16 protein-coding genes are annotated in these 25,318 nt (G+C 59.2%); 6 read left to right on the top strand and 10 right to left on the bottom strand.

Features of this window, described 5'->3' with window-relative positions:
* Nucleotides 1-32 precede the first annotated feature (32 nt).
* The gene (locus CE491_RS24610) at nucleotides 33-1,451 is read left to right on the top strand and encodes an FAD-dependent oxidoreductase (protein WP_110950936.1); all 1,419 of its coding nucleotides are present in this window, start codon (nucleotides 33-35) and stop codon (nucleotides 1,449-1,451) included.
* A gap of 212 nt (nucleotides 1,452-1,663) precedes the next feature.
* Nucleotides 1,664-2,728 (top strand): uroporphyrinogen decarboxylase, encoded by a 1,065-nt coding sequence (gene hemE / locus CE491_RS24615; protein ID WP_110950937.1) that lies wholly within the window; start codon nucleotides 1,664-1,666, stop codon nucleotides 2,726-2,728.
* Nucleotides 2,729-2,868: 140 nt separating this feature from the next.
* Here the strand turns inward: hemE and CE491_RS24620 are convergent, their stop codons facing one another.
* Nucleotides 2,869-4,134 carry an MFS transporter gene (locus tag CE491_RS24620; RefSeq protein ID WP_110950938.1) on the bottom strand — a complete coding sequence of 422 codons (1,266 nt, stop codon included), beginning with the start codon at nucleotides 4,132-4,134 and terminating at the stop codon, nucleotides 2,869-2,871.
* 114 nt (nucleotides 4,135-4,248) lie between these two features.
* On the opposite strand from CE491_RS24620, the gene CE491_RS24625 reads away from it, so the two are divergent.
* Nucleotides 4,249-5,139 (top strand): LysR family transcriptional regulator, encoded by an 891-nt coding sequence (locus CE491_RS24625; protein ID WP_110950939.1) that lies wholly within the window; start codon nucleotides 4,249-4,251, stop codon nucleotides 5,137-5,139.
* A gap of 35 nt (nucleotides 5,140-5,174) precedes the next feature.
* Here CE491_RS24625 and CE491_RS24630 read toward each other — a convergent pair whose 3' ends face one another.
* Nucleotides 5,175-5,660, bottom strand: coding sequence for a hypothetical protein (locus tag CE491_RS24630; protein WP_110950940.1), 486 nt, complete (start codon nucleotides 5,658-5,660; stop codon nucleotides 5,175-5,177).
* A gap of 318 nt (nucleotides 5,661-5,978) precedes the next feature.
* On the opposite strand from CE491_RS24630, the gene CE491_RS24635 reads away from it, so the two are divergent.
* Nucleotides 5,979-6,758, top strand: a complete 780-nt coding sequence (locus tag CE491_RS24635) for a ParA family protein (RefSeq protein ID WP_110950941.1) — start codon at nucleotides 5,979-5,981, stop codon at nucleotides 6,756-6,758.
* A gap of 6 nt (nucleotides 6,759-6,764) precedes the next feature.
* Here the strand turns inward: CE491_RS24635 and CE491_RS24640 are convergent, their stop codons facing one another.
* Both CE491_RS24640 and trxC read right to left on the bottom strand, forming a co-directional pair.
* A complete protein-coding gene (locus CE491_RS24640; protein ID WP_110950942.1) occupies nucleotides 6,765-7,136 on the bottom strand; it encodes a PAAR domain-containing protein in 372 nt (123 codons plus the stop codon).
* A 137-nt stretch (nucleotides 7,137-7,273) separates the two neighbouring features.
* Complete coding sequence (trxC, locus tag CE491_RS24645; RefSeq protein ID WP_110950943.1) at nucleotides 7,274-7,708, bottom strand: thioredoxin TrxC; 435 nt, start codon at nucleotides 7,706-7,708, stop codon at nucleotides 7,274-7,276.
* Nucleotides 7,709-7,869: 161 nt separating this feature from the next.
* Here trxC and CE491_RS24650 point away from each other — a divergent pair, with 161 nt between their 5' ends.
* A complete protein-coding gene (locus tag CE491_RS24650) occupies nucleotides 7,870-8,073 on the top strand; it encodes a hypothetical protein (RefSeq protein WP_110950944.1) in 204 nt (67 codons plus the stop codon).
* Nucleotides 8,074-8,101: 28 nt separating this feature from the next.
* On the opposite strand, the gene selO is transcribed toward CE491_RS24650, so the two are convergent.
* The 3 genes from selO to CE491_RS24665 are packed head-to-tail and all read right to left on the bottom strand — an operon-like array spanning nucleotide 8,102 to nucleotide 14,761.
* On the bottom strand, nucleotides 8,102-9,565 hold the full coding sequence (selO, locus tag CE491_RS24655) for a protein adenylyltransferase SelO (RefSeq protein WP_110950945.1): 1,464 nt from the start codon (nucleotides 9,563-9,565) through the stop codon (nucleotides 8,102-8,104).
* Nucleotides 9,566-9,613: 48 nt separating this feature from the next.
* A complete protein-coding gene (mscK, locus tag CE491_RS24660) occupies nucleotides 9,614-12,982 on the bottom strand; it encodes a mechanosensitive channel MscK (RefSeq protein ID WP_110950946.1) in 3,369 nt (1,122 codons plus the stop codon).
* Between the two features lie 36 nt (nucleotides 12,983-13,018).
* On the bottom strand, nucleotides 13,019-14,761 hold the full coding sequence (locus CE491_RS24665; RefSeq protein ID WP_110950947.1) for a potassium/proton antiporter: 1,743 nt from the start codon (nucleotides 14,759-14,761) through the stop codon (nucleotides 13,019-13,021).
* Nucleotides 14,762-15,018: 257 nt separating this feature from the next.
* Here CE491_RS24665 and CE491_RS24670 point away from each other — a divergent pair, with 257 nt between their 5' ends.
* Nucleotides 15,019-18,402, top strand: a complete 3,384-nt coding sequence (locus CE491_RS24670; RefSeq protein ID WP_110950948.1) for a dermonecrotic toxin domain-containing protein — start codon at nucleotides 15,019-15,021, stop codon at nucleotides 18,400-18,402.
* 82 nt (nucleotides 18,403-18,484) lie between these two features.
* Here CE491_RS24670 and CE491_RS24675 read toward each other — a convergent pair whose 3' ends face one another.
* The 3 genes from CE491_RS24675 to putA form a co-directional block, all read right to left on the bottom strand.
* Nucleotides 18,485-20,287, bottom strand: coding sequence for an acyl-CoA dehydrogenase (locus CE491_RS24675; protein ID WP_110950949.1), 1,803 nt, complete (start codon nucleotides 20,285-20,287; stop codon nucleotides 18,485-18,487).
* A 222-nt stretch (nucleotides 20,288-20,509) separates the two neighbouring features.
* On the bottom strand, nucleotides 20,510-20,722 hold the full coding sequence (locus CE491_RS24680) for a DUF6124 family protein (protein ID WP_110950950.1): 213 nt from the start codon (nucleotides 20,720-20,722) through the stop codon (nucleotides 20,510-20,512).
* A 506-nt stretch (nucleotides 20,723-21,228) separates the two neighbouring features.
* Nucleotides 21,229-25,182, bottom strand: coding sequence for a trifunctional transcriptional regulator/proline dehydrogenase/L-glutamate gamma-semialdehyde dehydrogenase (putA, locus tag CE491_RS24685; RefSeq protein WP_110950951.1), 3,954 nt, complete (start codon nucleotides 25,180-25,182; stop codon nucleotides 21,229-21,231).
* Nucleotides 25,183-25,318: the final 136 nt, after the last annotated feature.

Below are 25,318 nucleotides of genomic sequence, written 5' to 3' on the forward strand. Positions count from 1 at the left end.
TGTCGCTTGAAGCTGCCGCGAAGAGGCTCCAAATGGCTGAACGTCTGAGTAACGACTTCCAGTTCATCGATGTCGGGCGCAAAGATCCGAAGAAGAAACTGTTGCGTCAACGCAAGAAAGAGTTCGTGGAAATCTACGAGCCCTTCAAACCCCAGCAATCGGCCGATCAGGCCCACCGCTGCCTGGGTTGCGGCAACCCTTACTGTGAATGGAAATGCCCTGTGCATAACTTCATTCCCAACTGGCTCAAGTTGGTGTCCGAGGGCAACATCCTCGCTGCCGCCGAGCTGTCGCATCAGACCAACACCCTGCCGGAAGTCTGCGGCCGGGTATGCCCTCAGGATCGTCTGTGCGAAGGTGCCTGCACCCTCAACGACGGTTTCGGCGCGGTCACAATCGGTTCGGTGGAGAAGTACATCACCGACACCGCCTTCGCCATGGGTTGGCGTCCGGACATGTCGCGTGTAGTGCCGACCGGCAAGCGCGTGGCGATCATCGGCGCGGGCCCGGCGGGTCTGGGTTGCGCCGACGTGCTGGTGCGCGGTGGCGTGACGCCAGTGGTGTTCGACAAGAACCCGGAAATCGGCGGCCTGCTGACCTTCGGTATCCCGGAGTTCAAGCTTGAAAAGAGCGTGCTCAGCCACCGTCGCGAAGTCTTTAGCGGCATGGGCATCGAATTCCGCCTCAATACCGAAATCGGCAAGGACATCACCGTCGAGCAGTTGCTGCAGGAGTACGATGCCGTGTTCATGGGCATGGGTACCTACACCTACATGAAGGGCGGCTTCCCCGGTGAAGACCTGCCGGGCGTGCACGATGCGCTGGACTTCCTGATCGCCAACGTCAACCGCAACCTGGGTTTCGAAAAGTCGCCGGAAGACTTCGTCGACATGAAAGGCAAGAAGGTCGTGGTACTCGGTGGCGGCGACACGGCGATGGACTGCAACCGCACCTCGATTCGCCAGGGCGCCAAAGCCGTGACCTGTGCCTATCGTCGCGACGAGGAAAACATGCCGGGCTCGCGCAAGGAAGTGAAGAACGCGAAAGAAGAAGGCGTGAAGTTCCTCTACAACCGTCAACCGATCGCCATCGTTGGCGAAGACAAGGTAGAAGGCGTGAAGGTGGTCGAGACCCGTCTTGGCGAGCCTGACGCCCGCGGGCGTCGCAGCCCTGAGCCGATTCCGGGTTCCGAAGAAATCATCCCGGCCGACGCCGTGGTCATCGCTTTCGGCTTCCGCCCAAGTCCGGCGCCGTGGTTCGAACAGCACAGCATCGAGACCGACAGCCAGGGTCGTGTGGTCGCGCCGGAGCAAGGCAAGTTCAAGCACCAGACCAGCAACCCGAAAATCTTCGCCGGTGGCGACATGGTCCGTGGTTCCGACCTGGTCGTGACTGCCATCTTCGAAGGCCGTAACGCGGCTGAGGGGATTCTGGATTACCTGGGCGTGTAAACGCCGATTCTGTAGGAGCGCGCTTGCCCGCGATGACGATGTATCAGTCACCGTTCCAGTGTCTGGAATCTCGCATCGCGGGCAAGCGCACGCCTACACACCCAATCGTTCTGCTGCGACAAATCGCCCTCATAAATAAAAGGCACGGCACCGACCGTGCCTTTTGCGTTGGTGTCTGAGAAAATGCCCGCACTTTTTTTCCGGATGCCGACATGACTGCCCTGAAGAACGACCGTTTCCTTCGCGCCCTGCTCAAGCAACCTGTAGACGTCACGCCGGTATGGATGATGCGTCAGGCCGGTCGCTACCTCCCGGAATACCGCGCCAGCCGCGCCAAGGCCGGGGATTTCATGAGCCTGTGCATGAACCCGGCTTTCGCCTGTGAAGTCACGCTGCAGCCGCTTGAGCGTTACCCGCTGGACGCCGCGATCCTCTTCTCCGACATCCTCACCGTGCCCGACGCGATGGGCCTTGGCCTGTATTTCGAAACCGGCGAAGGCCCGCGTTTCAAGAAAACCGTCAGCACCCTGGCCGACATCGAGGCCTTACCGATACCCGATCCGCAGAAGGACCTGGGCTACGTCATGGACGCCGTCAGCACCATTCGCCGCGAGCTGAATGGCCGTGTGCCGCTGATCGGTTTCTCCGGCAGCCCCTGGACCCTGGCGACTTACATGGTCGAGGGCGGCTCGTCCAAGGATTTCCGCAAATCCAAGGCCATGCTCTATGACAACCCGCAAGCCATGCACCTGCTGCTGGACAAGCTGGCACAGTCGGTCACGGCCTACCTCAATGGCCAGATCCTCGCAGGCGCACAAGCCGTGCAGATCTTCGACAGTTGGGGCGGCAGCCTTTCGGCGGCGGCCTATCAAGAGTTTTCCCTGGCCTACATGCGCAAAATCGTCAGCGGCCTGATTCGTGAGCACGATGGTCGTAAAGTGCCTGTGATCCTGTTCACCAAGGGCGGTGGCCTGTGGCTGGAAAGCATCGCCGACGTGGGTGCCGACGCGTTGGGCCTGGACTGGACCTGCGACATCGGCGAAGCCCGCCGCCGCGTCGGCAGCAAAGTCGCCCTGCAAGGCAACATGGACCCGACCGTGCTCTACGCGAACCCGCAAGCCATCCGCCAGGAAGTCGCCAACATCCTCAAAAGCTATGGCAGCGGCACCGGCCACGTCTTCAACCTCGGCCACGGCATCACGCCAGAAGTCGACCCGGCCAATGCGGGTGCATTCATCAATGCCGTGCATGAGCTGTCGGCGCAATATCACCCGTAATCGCTGATACGCAGACATGAAAGCGCCCGGTCAATGCCGGGCGTTTTCGTATGCGGTTTCATGCTGCGGTGATGGCTTGGGGGAGGTGATGGGAAAGATGTGAAACGAACCCGTGTTTTGTACGAAAACGCCGGAGACGATTAAACCTTCACGTTCACCGCCAACGGCGGCACTCGCGCCAGTTTCAGCGCAGCGCCCAGCGCCAGGAGCAACAACACGCCAATGAACACGCCGATGCCGTTCCAGCCGGCGTAATGCCAGAACATCCCGCCGCCGGTACCGGCGACACTCGAGCCGACGTAGTAGCTGAACAGGTACAGCGAAGAGGCCTGGCCCTTGGCTTTGATCGCGCGGCGGCCGATCCAGCTGCTGGATACGGAATGGGCGCCGAAGAAGCCGAAGGTGAAAATGACGACGCCAATGATCACAACGGCCAGAGGCCTGAACATGGTGAGTGCCAGCCCCGCGATCATTAGCACGATCACCGCCCATAGCACGTTGCGCCTACCCAGTTTGTCCGCCAGTGCTCCAACCTTGGCCGAGCTGTAGATGCCAGAAAGGTATACCACCGAGAACAGCCCCACGACAGCCTGACTCAGGTTGTAAGGATCGGCCAACAGTCGGTAGCCAATGTAGTTGAACAACGTCACGAAGGCCCCCATCAGCAGGAAGCCTTCCAGAAATAGCCACGGCAGACCGGCATCGCGAAACTGTAGGACGAACCCGTCCAACAGGCTGCGGGCGTTGAGCGGGCGGGCAGCGAAGTTGCGCGAGGGCGGCAGAATTTTCCAGAACACACAGGCGCCAGCCAGGGAAATGACGCCCATGATCGACAGAGCGATGTGCCAGCTGACGTAGTCACTGAGCACGCCCGTGATGAGACGACCGCTCATCCCGCCGATGGCGTTACCACCGATGTACAGGCCCATCGCCAGGCCGATGTGCTGCGGATGAATCTCTTCGCTCAGGTAGGTCATGGCAACCGCTGCCAGCCCGCTCAGGGACAAGCCGACGAACGCCCGCGCCAGCAGCACGCCCTCCCAGCTCGGCATCAGCGCGCTGGCGATGGTGAACAGCGCGGCCGAGAACAGCGAAAATACCATCACCGATTTGCGCCCCAGGCGATCGGATATCGGTCCGGTGATCAGCAGCCCGATGGCAAGCATGGCAGTGGCAACGGAAAGAATCAGGCTGCTCTCGGCCGCATTGATCGAGAACTCGCGAGACAGCACTGGCAGCATCGGCTGTACGCAATAGAGCAGTGAAAAGGTGGAGAAGCCGCCGCAAAACAGCGCAAGCACGGTACGAATGAAAGCGGGGGTGTCTTTCTCGATATAGGTGTCACCCAGCGGAATGGCGGCGTCGATCTCAGTCGCAGACGTGGCGGGGGATGCAGCAGTATTCACGGGTAACCTCAAGGGAAGCGAAGCGATGATTGAAAAATCATATAGCTACCTAACGATTTCCTCCAATATATTGTTCGACCTGTTTGATAGGTTTTACGACCTAATGGTGAGTTCATGGAATTACGTCATCTGCGCTACTTCATCGCAGTCGCCGAAGAGCTGCATTTTGGCCGCGCCGCGGAGTCTCTCGGCATCTCCCAACCGCCGTTAAGTCAGCAAATCCAGGCTTTGGAAATCGAACTGGGTGCGCGTTTGTTCGAGCGGACCAACCGACGAGTGGCGCTAAGCGAGGCGGGCCGGCTGTTTCTCGACGAGGCGCGATTGGTGCTGGCTCAGGTCGAAAAGGCCTCCGATGTCGCCCGCCGCGCACAACTCGGCGAACTAGGCGAATTGAAGATCGGTTTCACCGCGTCGGCGCCGTTCACCTCGACCATTCCGCAAGCGCTCTTTGCCTTCCGTCAGCGTCGCCCCGATGTACATCTGGCGCTGCAGGAAATGAGCAGCAAGGAAGTCGCCGAGCGGCTGGAGGAAGAATCGATGCAGGTCGGCATCATGCGTCCGCTGCCCTTGCCGGATTCCCTGGTCGCGGTTGAACTGCTGCGCGAGCCGTTGGTGGCGATTCTGCGTTCCGATCATCCGTTGGCTGAAGGCAACGAGCGGGGAATTTACCTCAAGGAACTGGCCGGCGAGCCGTTCGTGTTTTTCCCGCGAAACTATGGCAGCGGCCTGTATGCGCAGTTGTTGAACCTGGCTCGGGAGGCGGGATTCAGCCCGTTGTTCGCGCAGGAAGCTGGCGAGGCGATGACCATTATAGGTCTGGTGGCAGCTGGACTGGGGGTGACGGTACTGCCCGCTTCGTATCAACGCATGCGCATCGATGGCGTTGTCTATCGCACGGTACTTGATCCGGAGGCGACTTCAGCGGTGTGGCTGGTGCAACGCAAGGACCAGAAATCACCCATGGCCAAGGCGTTCGTCGAGCTGGTGACGCGCAAAGCGGGGTGATCGTACGGCCTGCCTGCGCGCCCCATTCCAGAAGATCAGTGGCTCGCTTTGCCTTTGATCGGACTGATGAGATAACTCAGGCCATCGGGCAGGGTGATGCGCAAAACCCCCTCCGAGGCGTAGCTGACCTGCCAACGGTCCTCGATGGTTCTTCCATGGGGCTGAAGTTGTACGCCAGGGTAGTCGAAGCGTACTTCTTTCTCGGACGTGAACGCGAACAGCACGGCGCCGAACAGCTCGCGGGCTTCGAAGTCAGCATCGGAGACTGCGCGGTCCTTCCAGCCGTCATTGGTGAGATCCTGCACCGCCAGCACCTCCCCCGTAGCATTGGTGAGAGTCCAGCGAACGCCGCGATCCCGTTTCCTGGCCTCGACTCGCCATTGCTGATGCTCACCGGCCTGTTCACGCTGCGCATTCACCTGGATCGGGAATTTCAGATGAGGAATCTGCGCCGGCAGCTGATCCTGGCTGGCACACGCACTGAGCAGCAACACGCAGGCCAATAGCAAAGCTCGAATCATCAGGTTACCTATAAATGGGGGAAGCGCCTTAAGCATCGCCGCGTTCGGAGAGCCACACGCTGTCGCGCAATGCCGGACATTATCGAGGTGTAACCGGATACTGGCAAATCCTCGACCTGATGTGCGTGACGTCGCACAGTTCGGGTTTTCGAGTAATCGTTGAATGCCCTGCGGCGACCTTCCGTGTAGTTCGCTTGCATTTCAGCCATCAGATTTTTCCGGGACGCTCGCCCTTGTCATGTGGATTGCCTAGACTCGATCCATTCATCGGGTCGCGCAACGATCCTTCAATGCAAGACAGCGACAGGGAGTTTTCAAATGCGGCGTGTGGTGTTCAATCAGAAGGGCGGGGTCGGCAAATCGAGTATCGCCTGTAACCTGGCAGCCGTCAGTGCCCATGAGGGTTACCGGACGCTCTTGATCGACCTCGACACTCAGGCCAACTCCACGCAGTACCTCACGGGGCTGACCGGCGAGGATATCCCGATGGGCATTGCCGATTTCTTCAAGCAGACCCTATCTTCCGGGCCGTTTTCCAAAAAGACTCAGGTCGATATTTACGAAACCCCGTTCGACAATCTCCATGTCGTCACAGCAACCGCCGAGTTGGCCGATCTGCAGCCCAAGCTCGAGGCCAAGCACAAGATCAACAAGCTGCGTAAGTTGCTGGACGAGCTGGATGACGATTACGAGCGTATCTACCTGGATACGCCGCCCGCGTTGAATTTCTATGCGGTATCGGCATTGATCGCGGCGGACAGGGTGTTGATTCCCTTCGATTGCGACAGCTTTTCCCGGCAGGCGCTGTATGGCCTGCTCAAGGAAATCGAGGAACTGAAGGAGGACCACAACGAAGATCTGGAAGTGGAAGGCATCATCGTCAACCAGTTCCAGTCGCGCGCCAGCCTGCCGCAGCAGATTCTCGACGAGCTGATCGCCGAGGGCCTTCCCGTGCTGCCGATTTACCTCACTAGCTCGGTGAAAATGCGTGAATCGCATCAGGCCAACATGCCGCTGATTCACCTGGATCCGCGTCACAAGCTGAGCCAGCAGTTCGTCGAATTGCACCATTTGCTGGAAAACAATGCGACGCGGTGAACGCTGCTACGACGCGCCTTCTTCGCGCATGGCTCTGCTGAGGCGTTTCGCGCGTTTGCGAGCTACTTCAGCCTGATCCTTGGGGATGTCGATGGTGGCTTCCATGTCGGCCCTCAACTCATCCTGGCTGGCGATCAGGCGGTGGTCCCCAACTGGGCAGTCGCAACGCACGATCTGCCCATGCGTCGCGACAGCGTGGAGCTGATCGATATACGTCGGATTGCCTTGAGCGATGTATCCCACCTGCTCACAGGCCGCACACCACACCGGGTCACCCATGCGCGCAAGCCGGCGTTCGCCCCAGCTCTGGGTCCCTGATGTCTGCAGAACCACGCCTGCGGTGGTGGTCGAGTCGCCTTCCCTGATTACCGATGTCATCGTTCGCCGCCTCTGATTTACCTGTAAGTACGGCTAAATCCTAGGCATTGAAAACGACATCGTGAGTCCGAACAGCGCATTCAGACGTGTCCTACCACCAAAGCAGGCAAGCGCCTCAAGCTCTGAAGAATAGGCCGTCAAATCCCTTGGCTCGCCAGCCAGGCAATCAATTGCTGTAGCGGCAGGGCACCACTCTGACGCGCCACTTCCCGGCCGTTCTTGAACAGAATCAGGCTCGGAATCGAACGGATGCCCAACTGCGCCGACAGCTGCTGATTGGCTTCGCTGTCCAGTTTCGCCAACCGCGCCCGCCCACTGAGCTGAGCCGCCGCCTGCTCGAAGGTCGGCGCAAAGGATTTGCACGGCCCACACCATTCAGCCCAGACATCCACCAGCAGCGGCAGATCGCCCTTGATCTGACTGGCGTAGTCGCCCTGAGTCAGATTGAACGGCTTGCTCAACAACACCGGCTGCTTGCAGCGCCCGCACTTGGGCTGATCGGCCAGTCGATCGGCAGGGATGCGGTTCAGCCCATTGCAATGCGGGCAGGGAATATGAAGAGATTCGGACATGACAGCTACCTGAATAAGGCTGATGAGGGGTAAGTGGAGCCTGATTGTTGATTTATCAAGCTAAGCCTTGTCAGGCTGCTGCCACTTCATCGTTTGAGCGGGGACCTTGATGGGATCAAATCGCTTGGTTTTACCGAAAGGACTCCCTCGTTTGCCCGACTATGACTGATGCAGGTCCGATTGAGCGGGCACAGTACCCCGACAACTATGAAGCCAGGTTAATTGCGCAGATCAATGGCAAGGATGAGCAGATGATGATAGATCCTGGAAAACTGCCTACCCTTTTTGAAGTGCTTGCGCGTATGTGGCAATCAGACCGATTGGGTGGCGCCAAAGAAGACGAGGCCGAAGACGATCATAAGTAACCCCTGCCTGGCGCGGCCCCGTTTTCCCTCACGAAGAACAACTAATCTCCAAGTGTTTGCCCCAATCCGGCGGCCGCTGTGCATAGCTCTCCATCCCGGCCTGTTCCTCGAACGGCTTGCACAGCACTTGGTGCAGGCGGCGGACTTCGCTGTAGTCGCCCTGTTCGGCGGCTTCGATGGCGCGTTGGGCCAGATAGTTGCGCAGGATGTACAGCGGGTTGACTGCGTGCATGCGGGTGCGACGGTCGTCCTGACTGGTTTCGGGTTCGCGGGCGACCCGTGCTGTGTAGGCATCACCCCAGGCGTCGAAGCCCAGCATGTCAACAAAGTCATCACGTAAACGGCCTACGACAATTTCAGGCGCTTCATCCCCGAGGCGGCGGAAGAACAGGCTGTAGTCGACGCCGCTGTTCTGCATCAATTGCAGCAGGCGGGCGATCAGCTCGGCGTCGTCGTCTTCGGCGGTGGTCAGTCCTAGTCGACGTCGCATCAGGTCCAGATAGTGGGCCTGATACAACGGAAGAAACATTCCCAATGCCTCGCGCAGTGCCTCAACGCCAATGAAGGGCGTGAGCGCCTGGGCCAGCGCGCTAAGGTTCCACTGGCCGATCGGTACCTGATTGCTGAAGGAGTAGCGGCCTTCATGGTCGGAGTGGTTACAGACGAAATGCTGGTCGAAATCGTCGAGAAAGGCGAACGGGCCGAAGTCGAAGGTAATGCCCAGAATCGACATGTTGTCGGTGTTCATCACGCCATGACAGAAGCCATAAGCCTGCCATTTGGCGATCAGCTCGGCCTGGCGTTCGACGATCACGCGGAACATCGCCAGATACGGCTCGGGCTGCTCCAGGCATTCGGCGTAATGCAAAGAGAGCACGTGATCGGCCAGTTCTTTGAGTTGTTCGTTCTGTTGGGTGTAGAAAAAATATTCCAGGCTGCCGAAGCGCACATGGCTTTGCGCCAGACGCAGCACCATCGCCGCGCGTTCTTGCGTTTCTCGCCAGACCGGCGTGGTCGAGCCGATCACACAGCCCGCACGGCTGGTCGGAATGCCCAAGGCATGCAGCGCTTCAGAGGCGAGAAACTCGCGAATTGACGAGCGCAATACGGCGCGGCCATCGCCCATGCGCGAATACGGCGTCTGCCCGGCGCCCTTGAGGTGCAAATCCCAGTGCTCACCGGCGTCGTTATAGACCTCGCCCAGCAGCAGGCCACGACCATCACCCAGACGCGGGTTATAGGCGCCGAACTGATGACCGGAATAAACCATCGCCCTCGGATCCGCTTCAGCCCAGAGCTTGTGGCCGCTGAACAACTCAGCGAAAACCGGCTCTTCGGCTTGCGCGGGGTCCAGATCCAACAAAGCCAGCGCCGCATCGCTTGCGACCACCAATCGGGGTTCGGCGATGGGCTCAGGTAATACGGACGTGGAAAACGCGTCACCCAGGCGGGCGAAGCGGTTATCGAAGGTCAACTCGTCGAGGGCTTTCAAGGGATGCCTCCAGCAGAATGTCCGAGCATTCTGCTGGGTTTATGGCTGTCAGTCGAGTTTGACGTCGGGAGGCTCAGGCACATCCTTCGGCGCCGCGGGCACGGAAGTGGGAGTAGCGATGTCCTTCTGCTCCGGCTCGATGGGCACCATCTTGTACTCCTGCCCCTGCATGTTTTTGAGGTAAACCTCCATCTGCCGGAACGAGATGTTGATGTGCTGCTTCTTGAATTCCTTGTTGATGAAGCGGTTGATTTCATCGAGCACCGGGTTGCGGTCGCCCAGGTCACGCACATGCATGCGCAGCTCGTGATCCAGCGTGCTTTCGCCGAAATTCAGGAAGTACACATGGGGCGCTGGTTCCTTGAGCACACGCGGGTTGTCCTGCGCTGCCTTGATGAGCAGGGTGCGCACCAGATCCAGATCGGAGCCGTAATCGACGCCGAGCTTGAGCGTGACGCGGGTAATGGTGTCGGTCAGCGACCAGTTGATCAGTTGTCCGGTAATGAACGTCTTGTTCGGGACAATGATGTCCTTGCGGTCGAAATCGGTGATCGTGGTCGCACGAATGCGAATCTTGCTGACCGTGCCTGACAGGTTGCCGATGGTAATGGTGTCGCCGATCCGTACCGGGCGCTCGAACAGGATCATGATGCCGGAGATGAAGTTGGCGAAGATCTCCTGCATGCCGAAACCCAGGCCGACCGACAGCGCAGCCACCAGCCATTGCAGCTTGTCCCAACTTACGCCCAGTGCGGACAGCGTCGCGACGAAGCCGACACCGGCAATGATGTAGGACAACAGCGTGGTGGTTGCGTAGGAACTGCCTTGTTTGAGGTTCAGCTTCGACAGCACCAGTACCTCCAGCAGGCCGGGCAGGTTACCCGCCAGCACGAAGGTGATGCCGATGATCACCAATGCGCCGATGAGGTCACCGAGGCTGATCGGTACCATGCTCATCGTCGCGCCGGTGCCACTGGTGTATTCGTACAGGGTGATGTTGTCCAGGTATGAGAACACAGTGATCAGATCGGCCCAGACCAGATACAGAGCGCCGATGAACCCGCCGACCAGCGCCAGGCGAATCAGCCGCAACGACTGTTGGTTGACCTGCTCGATGTCCAGCGTAGGCTCTTCGATCAGCGTCTCACCTTCGCCCGCTTCCTTGGCCGCCTGACGTTTGCTCAGCGCACGTTGATAGGCAAGACGGCGCGCCGCGACGCTCAGGCCCCGCACGAAGGCAGCTTCGATCACCAGCCACACCATCAGCAGGTAAAGCGTGTCGATCAAGCGGTCGCTGAGCTTGAGCGCGGTGTAGTAGTAGCCGAAGCACACCGCGAGGAACAGCGCGACCGGCAGGGCAGTAAACGCCAGACCTACCGCACGACGGAACAACGAGGCGTTCTGGTGCGTCGGGCTGGTCAGCAACAGACGCCCCAGTAGCCAGGTCATCATCGCGTAACAGGTCAGGACTACGGCGATACCGATCACGTCGTCGGCCAGCGCAGACGGCTCGTGTTCGGCGACCGCCACCACGGTCACCAGCGCCAGCACCACCAGCCCAAGACGGCGGATCCAGCCGCGCAGGAATTCAACCTGCACCTTCTCCCAGCGAAAGTGCAACTGCGCTACGCCACCCGGCGCAAGGATGCGGTAGGCCGTGTAGAACACCAGCCAGGCCAGGGAGATCTGCATCAGCGCCGCGCCCAGATTGACGTTCTGCTCGCGGGCGTCGATCTGCAATGCCAGTGCGCACAACGCCAGCGCCAGCGAAAGCGGCATTGCCAGCAAGATGTTGATGAAGATGGCCAGCGGCGTCTGCCACTGCCGGTCCCGCTTGAAGTGGCCAATGTCGCCGTGCAGCCGGTTGAGCTTGTCGTACAGCGCCTTGCGCTTCCACATCAGGGTGCCGATCACCAGCAGCAGCGGCAGGAAGATCAGCGGGCGTTGGGTCAGCCCGTCAGTCAACTCGCTGACGGTAGAGGTCCAGGGCAGGGTGGTGAGTTGTTTGGTCAGGCGTGGTTTGACCCGCTCGAACCATTCCAGATCCAGCGGCTTGTTGCTGGGAATCCAGAACATCTGCTCGTCCAGGGTTTGACGCAGGCTGATGGCCGTGCTCACCAGTTGTTTCTGGTTGAGTTGCAGCGTGATGGATTCATTGAGCAGCGAGCTCAACTCTCTGTTGAGTCGTTCCAGCAGGTCGGTGCGGGTGGTGGCCAGGTCGAGCAGAGTCTTGCGCAGCGCCGGGGTGACGTCTTCGGGTTTCTGGGTTGCGAGCAGGGTGTCGACATAATTGGCCGGATTGCTCATCTGCTCGCGCTGTTGGTTGACCTCGAATTGGTACAGACGAATGTCGGCGATCTCGTCCGCCAGGCCGCTGTCGAGTTTCAGCTTGGGCAGCGATTGCTTCTGCTTATAGAGAATCTTGGACAGCAACAGGCTGCCGCTCAGCACGTTGATCTGCTCGTCCAACGCCTGATCGGTCTGGGTGATCGCGTCAAGCTGGGTTTTGGTCTTGAGGTTCTGTTGGGTCAGTTCGTTGAGGCGGTCGGTGCCACGTAACAGGTAGTCGGAGAGCTTGAGGTTGGCGGCGCTTTCGGTCGCCAGCAGGCTGCTGCCCCCGGCCTTCTGTGCCTCGATCGACAGTTGCGTCACGGTTTGCTGAGACTGTGCGCGCCGCTTGTCATTGATCAGCGTCTGCAGGTCCTGGATTTCCTGGTCCTGACGGGCGACCTTCTCGGTGAGCAGGTCATGCTGACTGCCGCCCAGGTCCTGCAGCTGGCTGTTGCCGGCCAGTTCCTGGCGACGCAAGGCGATCAGCGCGTTGATCGATGCCAGTTCGGCATTCAGTTGCGCACGCTGGTCGCCATTGATGGCCTTGCCGCCATCTTTGCCGGACTTGAGGATGCCATTGATGGCCTGGATGCGCGTCTGGCTATTGCTGATCTCCGCCTGAGCGCGTTCCGGCCGAGTCTGCGCGGTGATCGCCAGGCTGTTGGCGTCGTTCAGGGCCTTCTGCAGATCGGCCTGCTGGGTGCTGCGCTGGCTGAGCATCTGTTCGAGTTGCGGCACGTCCATATTGGCGTAGCGCTGGGCGACGGGGATCACCTTGCTGGCTTTGAGCTTTGCCAGGTCGCGCTGGTTTTCGCTGGTCTGCCTGGGCGCGTCCGCCAGTTGCTTCTTCAGGTCCTCCAGCTTTTGCTGGTTGTCCTTCTGGCTGCCGAGGAACCCGAGCGTCTGTTCGAGCACTTGCTGCAAGGCTTTCTGTTCATCGGCAGACAGTTTGCGGTCGGCGATCCTGTCCAGGCTCTGCTGAACCGCGTCGCTGGAAGGTGGAGGCGTGTCGGCGGCGAAAACCGGGACGTTGGAAAGGCAAAGCCCCAGCAAGGCTGAGGCGAAAAAGGTACGCAGCGTGAACATAGACACCGGGTCGAACAATCAGGAAAGGTGAGCAGTCTAGAGGAACAACCCGGGACCCGGGCGGCTTCCTTCGGGGAATCTGACGCCCACTTTGAGGATCTTGTTCCCTTCCATAACTGCAACGGTCCAAATAGTTCCGTTCCATTCGATCTGGTCGCCGACGATTGGCGCGCCGCGATTTTTCTGAATGATGAACTGACTCAGCGGCATATTCGAATCCAGGCCGTCGAGCTTCAGACCGTACAACGCCGCGACAGCCCCGAGTTGAGCGTCTCCCTCGAGGACGAAGTCGCCGAAGAACCGCAAATCCTGACCTCGCTGCGGTGCCTGGCTGAACAGCTTGCCGAGGGCCGGGAGGTCGTGTTCGTGGCCGATGACGCAGAGCAGATCGTCGGTTTCAAGCACTGTACTACCCGACGGATGGAGCAGTTGCTGGCCCCGAAACAGCGCCGCAATCCGCGTGCCTTCTGGCATTTTCAGCTCGCGAAGCGCCGCGCCAATGCACCATTTTTCTGCGCCGAGACGGTAAATGAACAGCTCCCACTCGCTGGTGACGTGAACTTCCAGCGCCGCACGGGAGATCGGCGCGGGATCAGGCGGAACCGTCACCTTCAGCCACTTGGCCATCCACGGCAGGCTCGTGCCTTGAACCAGTAGCGAGACCAGCACGATGAAGAACGCCAGATTGAAGAACAGTTGAGCCTGTGGCAGACCCGCCATCAGCGGGAATACCGCGAGAATAATCGGCACTGCCCCGCGCAGACCGACCCAGGCGATGAAGGCTTTTTCCCGGCCGTGGAACACCCGGAACGGCAACAGGCCGGCCAGAACCGAAAGCGGGCGCGCCACAAGAATCATCCACAGCGCCAGCCCCAGTGCAGGCAGCGCGATCGGCAGCAGGTCGTGAGGTGTAACCAGCAGGCCGAGCACCAGGAACATGCCGATCTGAGCCAACCAGGCCATACCGTCGAGCATGTGCAGGATGCCATGGCGACTGCGAATCGGCTTGTTGCCCAACACCAGCCCGCATAGGTAAACCGCGAGGAAGCCGCTGCCGTGAATGGCGTTGGTCAGGGCGAACACCGCCAGCCCGCCGGCGATGACCAGAATCGGATAAAGACCGTTGGCCAGATTGATACGGTTGACCAGTTGCAGCATCAGCCAGCCGCCACCCAGGCCGACGATGGCGCCGATGCCGAACTCCTGAACCAGATGCCCCAACAGGCTCCAGTGCAGCCCCGTTTGGCCGCTGGAGATCATGTCGATCAGGGTCACGGTGAGGAACACCGCCATTGGATCGTTACTGCCGGATTCGATTTCCAGGCTGGCTGTCACCCGTTCGTTCAGGCCCTTGCCGCCCAGCAACGAGAACACCGCCGCGGCGTCCGTGGAGCCGACGATGGCGCCAATCAGCAAGCCCTGAATGATGTTCAGATCGAAAAGCCAGGCAGCGACCATGCCGGTCAGCCCGGTGGTGATCAACACGCCGACCGTTGCCAGCGAAAGGGCAGGCCAGAGCGCTACGCGGAAACTCGCCACCCGCGTTCGCAAGCCGCCGTCGAGCAGGATGACCGCCAGCGCGAGGTTGCCGACCAGATAGGCCGTCGGGTAGTTGTCGAAGATGATACCGCCGCCATCGACGCCTGCGGCCATGCCGACCGCAAGGATGATCACCAGAATCGGGATGCCGAGACGTGACGACAGCGAACTGACCAGAATACTTGCGCCCACCAGCAACGCGCCGATCAGGAACAGGCTGTTGATGGTCGTGGCATCCAAGGGCGGTACTCCAGACAAAACGAAAATGAAAAGTATCCGAAGACTAGCCATGCAGTCCGCGTGCCAACGGATTTAACCCATTGAATTGGTTAGCTGTCAAAGCTTAATACCCACTCGTCTCAACGCATTCTTACAATCTAGACGTCAGGAACGCGGCTGTTTACCGCAAAAATCGCCTTGCATGAAGTACATATGTATCGCATTCGCAGGATGGAATGCCTTTACCCTAAAGCTTCGAACCACTGACAGGATGTCAAATGATGCGTAATGGACAGGATAAGGAGTTTCATACGATCGCCTCACAAAATCGGGAGAGAAATGCACGTGCCAGGGAGGGATATAACGTGTGTACCGAATCGCGAGTGCGTTCTCACTATGGGCCTGGGGGCTCGCAATGGGCGGTGGGCCCGGATATACAGGTTTGGGTAGATGAAGACGGGAACATTGTCGACCCTACCCCCCCTTTCCTGCTCAAAGATTTTATTTCGCAAAAGCATATACAGTTTGAATCACCGCGTTATTACGCCCATGAAGCCGCCAAAAATTACGTTTTGGAGCATCTGGAATTAGATATCGATCCTGACCAGCTCTTGATCACAACCCTGTACATAGATGCCTATGACCACGGAGACCGACGGGCCAATATCGCCTCTTCAATGACCCTGACCGAGGCGATGATGCGCAACTGGCAGCAGAACGGCGATGGTCATTTTTACGATCATTTGGGCGTTCTGGAGGAGTACAGGCAGGGGGGATATCCCGCCAGAATCTCTGAGAAACCGCTGCCGCTTGGCGAATGTTTTGCCTACGAGGCGATTTACCGCAAAAGCAACCCCCAGCGTTTCGACGAAGGGACCCACGTAGCCATGGATCCGAAGAAGTTCAAGCGCTTCATTTGGGACGCGGATCTGCAGACACGTTACGAGAAATCGCTGACGCGCTTTTGGGACCAGCACGGCGAAGACTACAACTTGCTCATCAAGGCGGCGCTTCTGAAGTCAGCCTACGTGCAGCACGAGGAAGGGTCGCTAACTGAAGACGATAAAGCCCTGGTGCTGAATGCGATGGGCCTGAACGCCCAGCAACCGTGGGATACGTTGACGTTCGAAACGTTCAGGGATGCTCCCTTGGTCCCGAGCCGGTTCACGTTTCGCGAACTGATGGTATATCGGTACGTCGCCTCCGGAATCATTGTGGTGAAGGATGAGTATGCAGAGAGGCTCGTGGTGTACATCCCTGGCAACTCTTCCCCTCTACATGCTTTCAAGGACATGACGGCGCTAAGCAACTGGTTTGCCTTACAGTGTAGACATCCGCTGCAAAGGAAGGCGCTGGAAGGGCAATTCCGGGCCGAAGACACCCCTGACGGGACTTTCCTTACCGGGATCCACACTGCCCTGGCATGCCTGGCGGCCTATCCGCACAGGCTGACCGTCAACTCGTCTTTCTGGGATCCCGCCCACGAAATCCATCTCGGCCCTGCGCTTTCTCCATGGCCGTTTACCCATTTCAAGCGTAACTTGCGCAGCCGTCTCGAATCCGACGGAAAAAGACTTATCCGAAGCCGCAGAGATTACAACGAGGAAGTGGCGGCTGAGATATTGACTAGCGCGATCACCGTTACCGGCACTATTGCCGTCGCTGTACCCTTCCTTTGGATTCCCTTGGTAGCTATGTCCTCGGCTCTGATCGGAATCGGCGCTGATGAAGCGGCAGAGGGAACGGTCGAAGAACGGAAGGAGGGCGTTGGTCGGATCGTTTTTGGTGTACTCAACGCGGTGCCAGCCCTGGCTGAAGGGGCAGTGGGTGCCGTCGAGTTTGCAGGCGCCGCGGCACGTGCTGGCGACGAGGTGAGCGCCGGTGCCGCAGATGAAATCGGGCAGAAAATCGCCGGCCAAAGTGAAGAGGAACGAGCGGCGGGCCTCGCTGAGCAGCAACGAGCGCAAGCGCAAGCCGTTGAAGAAAGCCAGGAACGCGCCAGTGAATCGCCAGGTGAACGCCAGACTCGACTGGATCAGGAAGAGCAAGACCGGCGGGCTCTGAAAGCCCACTATGCAACGACGTTTGATAGTGTGAAAGCGTTTGGTATAGAGCCTGATGGGCTTCGCTCACTGACGCCTGAACTAAGGAAGGATCTGGCTAAACTTGAGTACGACATGCCGCTTGACGCCTCTGGTGCCTGGACTACGGACGATTTCGGTGCTGTCTACCGGGTCCCTCGTGCTGAGACAGGCCACACCCGTTATTTTGCTCGGGTGCATTCGAAAATCTACCAGGTAGAGCGAGTTGAAGAGGCGAAGCAATACCGAATCTTCTCTGAACATCCAGCTCTGAAAGGGCCCTACATCAAACAATCCAAGGGTTTCTACTCCGATATTGACTTGAGGCCTGGGCTTCGTGGCGGCGATAGCTATGTGGAAGTGGTGCCAGAGCCGATGCCAGAGCTGGCACCGGACGCTCTCAAGCCTCCTCACGCACAGCCTGCCGTGCGAATCGAAATACCGATGGATGGGATCGAAACAAGGGACGCGATTAATAGTGCCGGTGAGTCGGTCCAGGAGTTTTACGCCGACGGCACCCGTGTGACCTTCGACGCGGACATCGCAGCTTGGCGCAAGAATGCGCAAAAGGTGTTCTGGCGGAATAAAAAAAGTCGCTGGGTTTCCGGCACCGAGACCAAATACCTCAAGCTCACGGACAGGTACGGGTCGTGGATCACCACCGAGGTTTACGAGTTTCCGCGCATACCTGGACTCCCATCGCAGGCCCGTGCTGTGGACCGAACCGTTCATCAGATATGGCTGGGTGACAGACTTCCCCGTGAGCAACTGATCGACACAATCAAAGGAAACATGAACACCAGTCCGGACCTCAAGTTCACGTTGCACGTTGATATTGAGGACAACGAGGCTCTCAGCGATTTGACGCTGGTAGAGCAGTTGCAGGCCAAATTTGCTGACTATCCCAACATGAAAATTTCAAATCTTCACAATGAGCCGTTTTACGAGGGGTTTCTCAGTGAGCCGGAAACAGCCGAGCCGTACGAGTACTTCAGAAGTGGTACGGGTGACAATTTTGCTGCCGCGTCCGATGTTCTGAGGTATCGACTGGTTCGAGAATATGGCGGGATTTACATGGACTGCGATGACGTCATTCCTCGCTCGTTCGCGGGAGCTGAGTTGCTGTCTGGGCCAGGTGATCTGTTGGTGGGCGAGCCAGTAACCAGCGCCAGAATGTCGTACTACGGCCCAGGCAACAGCCATTTCGCGAGCCAGCCCGGCAACCCGGTTCTGAGGGAAATGCAGAAGGAACTCTATGCGCGTTTCACAAGCGAGCGCGAGACCCTCGACGTCCTGTCGGGCAAGAAGTTGGAGGAGGAGAACGGCATCAATCCATACATGACGACCATATCCCACGTTACCGGGCCTCGGCTTTTCATGGATACGATCCGGAGTACTCGTCCTGACTATGCGGATCTGTTAGACGGGCAGATCAAACCGAGGTCGGGCGTCAGTTCTCTGTTTTATGCGCTGCAGCTCAAAGACGCATATGACTTCTATGCGCCATTTGCCGGTCGACTGAAAATCCTGGCCGGTCGGGAGAACTCCTGGATTGCACCGCGCCGATGGTTTGATAGTTGAGTAACGTTAGCAGGGTGGCTCTCTGCCCTCCTGCTAATGCTCATATCAACCCAACGTGGAGCGCTTGCTGATCTACAGCCTCTTAGAACCAGCTGTCCTGCATCGATAAACAGACGTCATCACGTGCCTGAAGAATCGCTAGGTCGTGGTGGCAGCAAGGTACTTCCCATGTCAGGAAGTACCTTGCTGCTTGCAGCTTGCCTCTGTAGAAATCGTGGTCGGCTCTGACGCCTTTGTTCATCCCCTCTTCCGCGCGAATCGCCTGTTCCAGCCAGCGCCAGCCAATGACCGTGTGGCCGAACGCCTTGAGGTACAGCGCCGAGTTGGCCAGCGTCGCGGTGACCTTGCCCTGGGCCAGATCCGTCAGCAGTTCCAGTGTCACGACCTGCAAGCTTGCTACCAGTTTTTCCAGTGGCTGGCGCAGTGTGCTCAATGATCCGTGCTCCTGAGAGCGCTGACAGGTATCGGCGATCAGTCGAATCAATTGTTTGAGTCCTGCGCCCCCATTTTGCGCCAGCTTGCGTCCCAGCAAATCCAGCGACTGAATGCCGTGAGTGCCCTCGTGAATCGGATTCAAACGGTTGTCGCGGTAATACTGCTCGACCGGGTATTCGCGGGTGTAGCCATGGCCGCCGAGGATCTGGATCGCCAGCTCGTTGGCCTTCAGGCAAAACTCCGAGGGCCAGGATTTGACGACGGGGGTTAGCAGGTCCAACAACTCATGGGCGAGCTTGCGTTGCTCTTCGTTTTCGCCGGTCTGGGTGTCGTCGAACAGTCGGGCTGCATACAGACCCAGATCGAATGAGCCCTCGACGTAGGCTTTCTGCGTCAAAAGCATGCGTTTCACGTCGGCGTGCTGAATGATCGAGACCGGCGCGCTCCCTGGGTTCTTGCTGTCGGGCAGACGGCCTTGCGGGCGCGCGCGGGCGTATTCCAGCGAGTACAGGTAGCCGGCGTAGCCCAGCATCACGGCGCCCATGCCGACACCGATCCGCGCCTCGTTCATCATCTGAAACATGTAGCTCAGGCCCTGATGTGGCTTGCCGACCAGATAACCCACGCAGTTACCGTTATCGCCGAAATTCAGCGCGGTCGACGTGGTGCCGCGCCAGCCCATTTTGTGAAACAGCCCGGCGAGCAACACATCGTTACGCGGCCCCAGGCTGCCGTCATCGTTGACCATGAATTTCGGCACGATGAACAACGAAATACCTTTGACGCCAGGCGGTGCATCGGGAAGTTTTGCCAGCACCAGATGGATGATGTTTTCCGACAGCGGGTGATCGCCGCCAGAGATGAAAATCTTGTTGCCGCGCAGGCGATAGCTGCCATCCGCTGCAGGTTCCGCGCGGGTGCGGATGTCCGACAGCGACGAGCCGGCGTGGGGTTCGGTCAACGCCATGGTGCCGAAGAAGCGCCCCTCGATCATGGGCTGCAGAAAGCGCCGCTTTTGTTCATCGCTGCCGAAATTCTCGATCAGATTCGCCGCGCCCATGGTCAGGAACGGGTACGACGTCGAAGCCGCGTTCGCGGCCTGAAAATGGGCAAAACAAGCTTGCGATAACAATGTCGGCAGTTGCATCCCGCCTGCCTCGAAACTGCGTGCCGCGTTGAGGAAACCTGCTTCGAGAAACGCATCCACCGCTGGTTTCACTTCAGGAATCAGCACCGCCTCGCCGTTCTCATAGCGCGGCTCGTTTTCGTCATTTTTGCGGTTGTGCGGGGCGAAAAACTTCTCGGCAATGGTTCGCGCGGTGGTAATCGCCGCATCGAAGGTCTCCCGGCTGTGATCGGCGAAACGCTCGCGCTGAGTCAACGCCTCGGCGTCCAACACTTCATACAACTCGAAAGCCAGATTGCGCGAACTGAGCAGCGTCTCGGACATGGCGGCATTACCTTGCGTTGAATTGCCGTCGAGTCTAGGTGGGCGGGGAAGGGGTGAACAGGAAGATTGATTTGGGTGATGGAGGGGTAGAACAGGGGGTGAATACGGCGCCACGAATTGTAGGAGTGCGCTTGCCCGCGATGGCGTTGGGTCAGACGGACCTTCGTTACAGAAACGGCGTATCGCGGGCAAGTGCGCTTTACAGGGGGGCAGCGCAGTAGCTCAGCGAATTTCGACTTGATCCAGCGATCGATCAACCACGGCTTTGGCCATATCGATCAGGTGCACGACCGAAAAAGCCAGATCGCGTTTTACGCCGCTGAGGTTTTCTGCGCTTTCACAGGCTGATGCCAAGGCGCAACGCAGCAAGCCTGATGCATGGGCAAGGGATTCTTCAAGGGATTTGTCGGGTGGATCTGGAGTGATTTTGACCATTTCGTAGACCTTTGAGTGGATAGGGCCACGCAAGCTTCGCTGCTAAACGAAATGAGGGTGGCAGCTTTGACACGGGTTAGCAGACTGGTCCCAAAGGCCAAAAACCAGCGCACGCGAAGGTGCCCCGCGCAAAGCCGCCATAACGCGGTTTTGCTGGCTATTGGAGACAATTCAGGCTGCTAAACCCGGACGCTGATTTTCAGCGACCGACGCAGCCTAAAGATCGAAACTCCAAGGCACAAGCGGGTAAGAGTTTCTAGGAAATGTCCTTCGCAAGAAAGAGAGAGGGCTGTAAGAAAGAGGCTACAAATCGGGAATTTTGTTGCAGGAAATGGCGATTTTTAGACGAGGCATGGGGAGCCGAACAGGAATTTCCAGCAGATGAAAAAATTGTGGGAGTGAGCTTGCTCACGAAACGGTCTGTACCTCCACAGCGACTTTGGCGCGTGTCAGTCAGTCCTCGTGAGCGAGCTCACTCCCACTGGGGAGGGCGACTTGCCCGTAAATTACCCGATCGTCATCAAGCTCGCATTACCACCCGCTGCCGCAGTGTTCACGCTCAATGCGCGCTCGATCACCAGACGCTCCAGCGCGATGCTGGTTTCGCCTTTGGACAGGCCGTGGACGCCGATAATGGCGCCGCTGCGTTGTGCCACCTGCTCGCAGATCGCGCGCAACTGATCGGAGTCGCCGTGGTGCAGGACGGCTTCGACAACGGTGTCGTCCTTGCTCCAGTCAGCGACCAACTTGATGCGCGCCTGAACCTCTTTGGGCAGACGTTTGTAGAGCGGTTTGCTCAGCTCGCTGTCCGGGACGATCGCTGTGCTGCCAACCGCCAGAACAGCCGCCAGCTGCGTCAGCAAGTCGGTTTCGTCTTCGGCCAGACACAGCACATGCTCGCGCGGCAGGATGGTGTAGCTGTTGCGCTCGCCGGTCGGGCCGGCCAGCAGGCGAGTGATCCCGCTTTGGGACTGCTCGGCGAATTGCGCGCACACTCCTTCAAGTTCCGCTTGTTGCTGGCTTGCGGCCCAGGCTTTCAACGCCATCAGCGGCTTGATCAGGTTGTCGCGCAGGCGGGTATCCGGTGTCGTGACGCCATCGCGCTGGGCGAAGGATTTCTGCACCGCGTCGGCCGGACGGGTCGAGAGCAGGCGATACAGGTACAGCGGACCACCGGCTTTCGGACCGGTCCCCGACAAACCTTCACCACCGAACGGCTGGACGCCGACCACTGCACCCACGATGTTGCGGTTGACGTACATGTTGCCGGCGTTGACCGAGTCGATCACCTTGGCGATGGTTTCGTCGATGCGCGTGTGCACGCCCAGCGTCAGGCCATAGCCCGATGCGTTGATCTGGCCGATCAGTTGGTCCAGCTCTTTGCGCTTGTAGCGCACGACGTGCAGGACCGGACCAAAGATTTCGCGTTGCAGCTCATCGAAGCTTTCCAGCTCGATCAGGGTTGGCATCACGTAGGTGCCGCGCTTGATTTCTTCGCTGTCGGCGATGGCCACCTGATACACGTTGCGGCCTTTGTCGCGCATGGCCTGGATGTGTTTCTCGATGCCGGCCTTGGCTTCAGCGTCGATCACTGGGCCAATATCCACCGACAGACGTTCCGGGTTACCCAGACGGTTTTCAGCCATGGCGCCCTTGAGCATCTCGATGACGCGGTCGGCAGAGTCTTCCTGCAGGCACAGCACGCGCAATGCCGAGCAACGCTGACCGGCGCTGTCGAACGCCGAGGACACCACGTCGATGACGACCTGTTCGGTCAGGGCCGAGGAGTCAACGATCATCGCGTTCTGGCCGCCGGTTTCGGCGATCAGTGGAATCGGACGACCCTGGGAGTCGAGGCGTCCGGCGATGTTGCGTTGCAGCAGGCGAGCGACTTCGGTGGAACCGGTGAACATCACGCCTTTGACCCGGTCATCACCGACCAGACGCGCACCCACGGTTTCACCACGGCCCGGCAGTAGTTGCACCACACCTTCAGGGATGCCGGCTTCCAGCAGGATGCGCACGGCTTGAGCGGCGATCAGTGGGGTCTGCTCGGCGGGCTTGGCCAGTACGGGGTTGCCGGCAGCCAGCGCGGCGGCGACCTGACCGCTGAAAATCGCCAGTGGGAAGTTCCACGGGCTGATGCACACCACAGGGCCCAGCGGGCGATGGGCGTCGTTGCTGAAATCATTGCGTGCCTGCACCGCGTAGTAGCGCAGAAAATCCACCGCTTCACGCACTTCGGCGATGGCATTGGCGTAGGTCTTGCCCGCTTCACGAGCCAAGAGGCCCATCAGCGGCTGGATCTCGGCTTCCATCAGGTCTGCAGCGCGCTCGAGAATGGTCGCCCGTTCCGCAGGAGGCGTGGCTTGCCAGATCGGGCCTGCGCCCAGGGCGCTGAGCAAGGCGTTGTCGACATCTTCCAGACTGGCCTCCTGAACGTGGCCCACTACGTCACGCAGGTCGGATGGGTTGAGCACCGGTGTTGCAGCGCCTGAACTGACCGGGGCGCCGAGCATGGGAAGCGCTTTCCAATCATTGTGCGCGGTGGCCAACAGCGCCGAGGACAGCGACCCCAGACGATGCTCGTTGGCCATGTCGATGCCCGCCGAGTTGGCGCGCTCGCTGCCATAAAGGTCACGCGGCAGGGGAATGCGCGGGTGTGGCAGGCCGAAACCCCCTTCCTGCGTAGCCATGCGTTCGATGCTGGAAACGGGATCGGCGACCAGTTCCTGAATCGAAATCGCCTGGTCGGCAATGCGGTTGACGAACGAGGTGTTGGCGCCGTTTTCCAGCAGACGACGGACCAGATACGCCAGCAATGTTTCGTGGGTCCCGACAGGGGCGTACACGCGGCACGGTCGGTTCAGCTTGCCGTCGGCGACCTTGCCTACGACCTGCTCATACAACGGCTCACCCATCCCGTGAAGGCACTGGAATTCGTACTGACCGGGGTAATAGTTCTGACCGGCGATGTGGTAGATCGCTGACAGCGTATGAGCGTTGTGTGTCGCGAACTGCGGGTAGATGACTTCCGGCACCGATAGCAATTTGCGGGCGCACGCGATGTAGGAAACGTCGGTGTACACCTTGCGCGTGTAGACCGGGTAGCCTTCCAGCCCCTCGACTTGAGCGCGTTTGATTTCGCTGTCCCAGTAGGCGCCTTTCACCAGACGGATCATCAGGCGGTGACGACTGCGACGGGCCAGATCGATCACGTAGTCGATCACGTAGGGGCAACGCTTTTGATAGGCCTGAATCACGAAGCCAATGCCGTTCCAGCCAGTCAACTGCGTTTCAAAGCACAGGCGCTCGAGCAGATCCAGCGACAGCTCCAGACGATCCGCCTCTTCGGCGTCGATGTTCAGGCCGATGTCGTATTGCTTGGCCAGCAGCGTCAGCGACAGCAGGCGCGGGTACAGCTCTTCCATCACGCGCTCGTACTGAGCGCGGCTGTAACGCGGGTGCAGGGCGGAAAGCTTGATGGAAATGCCCGGACCTTCATAAATGCCGCGACCGTGGGAAGCCTTGCCGATGGAATGGATCGCCTGCTCGTAGGACACCAGGTATTTCTGTGCGTCGTGCTCGGTCAGGGCAGCTTCACCAAGCATGTCGTAGGAGTAGCGGAAACCTTTGGACTCGAAACGGCTGGCGTTGGCCAGGGCTTCGGCAATGGTTTCACCGGTGACGAACTGCTCGCCCATCAGCCGCATGGCCATGTCGACACCCTTGCGGATCATCGGCTCGCCGGACTTGCCGATGATGCGGCTTAACGAGGATGTCAGGCCTGCTTCGTTATGGGTGCTGACCAGTTTGCCGGTCAGTAGCAGGCCCCAGGTCGCGGCATTGACGAATAGCGAAGGGCTGTTCCCCAGGTGCGGGTGCCAATTGCCGGTACTGATCTTGTCGCGGATCAGTGCGTCGCGGGTGCCTTTGTCCGGGATGCGCAGCAGGGCTTCGGCCAGGCACATCAGCGCTACGCCTTCCTGCGACGACAGCGAGAACTCCTGAAGCAGGCCCTGAACGATGCCCGCACGGCCGCCGGCGTTCTTCTGGTTGCGCAGCTTTTCGGCAATCGAGGCGGCGAGCTTGTGTGTGGCTTCGGCCATCGGTGCCGGCAGGCGAGCCTGCTCCAGCAACATTGGCACGACCTCAGGTTCGGGACGGCGATACGCCGAGGTGATTGCGGCGCGCAATACCGACTGCGGCAGGATGCTTTCGGCGAATTCGAGGAACGGCTGATGAGCGGTTTCCGTCGGCAGCTCGCCGTGATCGTCTGCGTCTTTGCTGCTCAAACCGTTGAGATCGTTAAGGGTTGCACCACCCTCGAGCTTTTCCAGGTAATTGAAAATTGCCTGTTTGATCAGCCAGTGCGGGGTCCGGTCAATGGACTGCGCAGCTGCTTTCAATCGCTCGCGCGTCGGGTCGTCGAGTTTGACACCGAGGGTGGTGGTCGCCATGTCTTGTCCTCATAAGAGCCACGTTGGGTGTGGCTATAGCTGTCGCCAAGATTAGCCGTGCGCAACGCTGGGTGCAACCGGGTGCAACCCGTTTATTTGAGATATTTCCCATTGTGGCGGTAGCGCTGTTGCACCC

Origin of the sequence: Pseudomonas bohemica, from assembly GCF_002934685.1 — a bacterium.
In the GTDB taxonomy this organism is placed as follows: domain Bacteria; phylum Pseudomonadota; class Gammaproteobacteria; order Pseudomonadales; family Pseudomonadaceae; genus Aquipseudomonas; species Aquipseudomonas bohemica.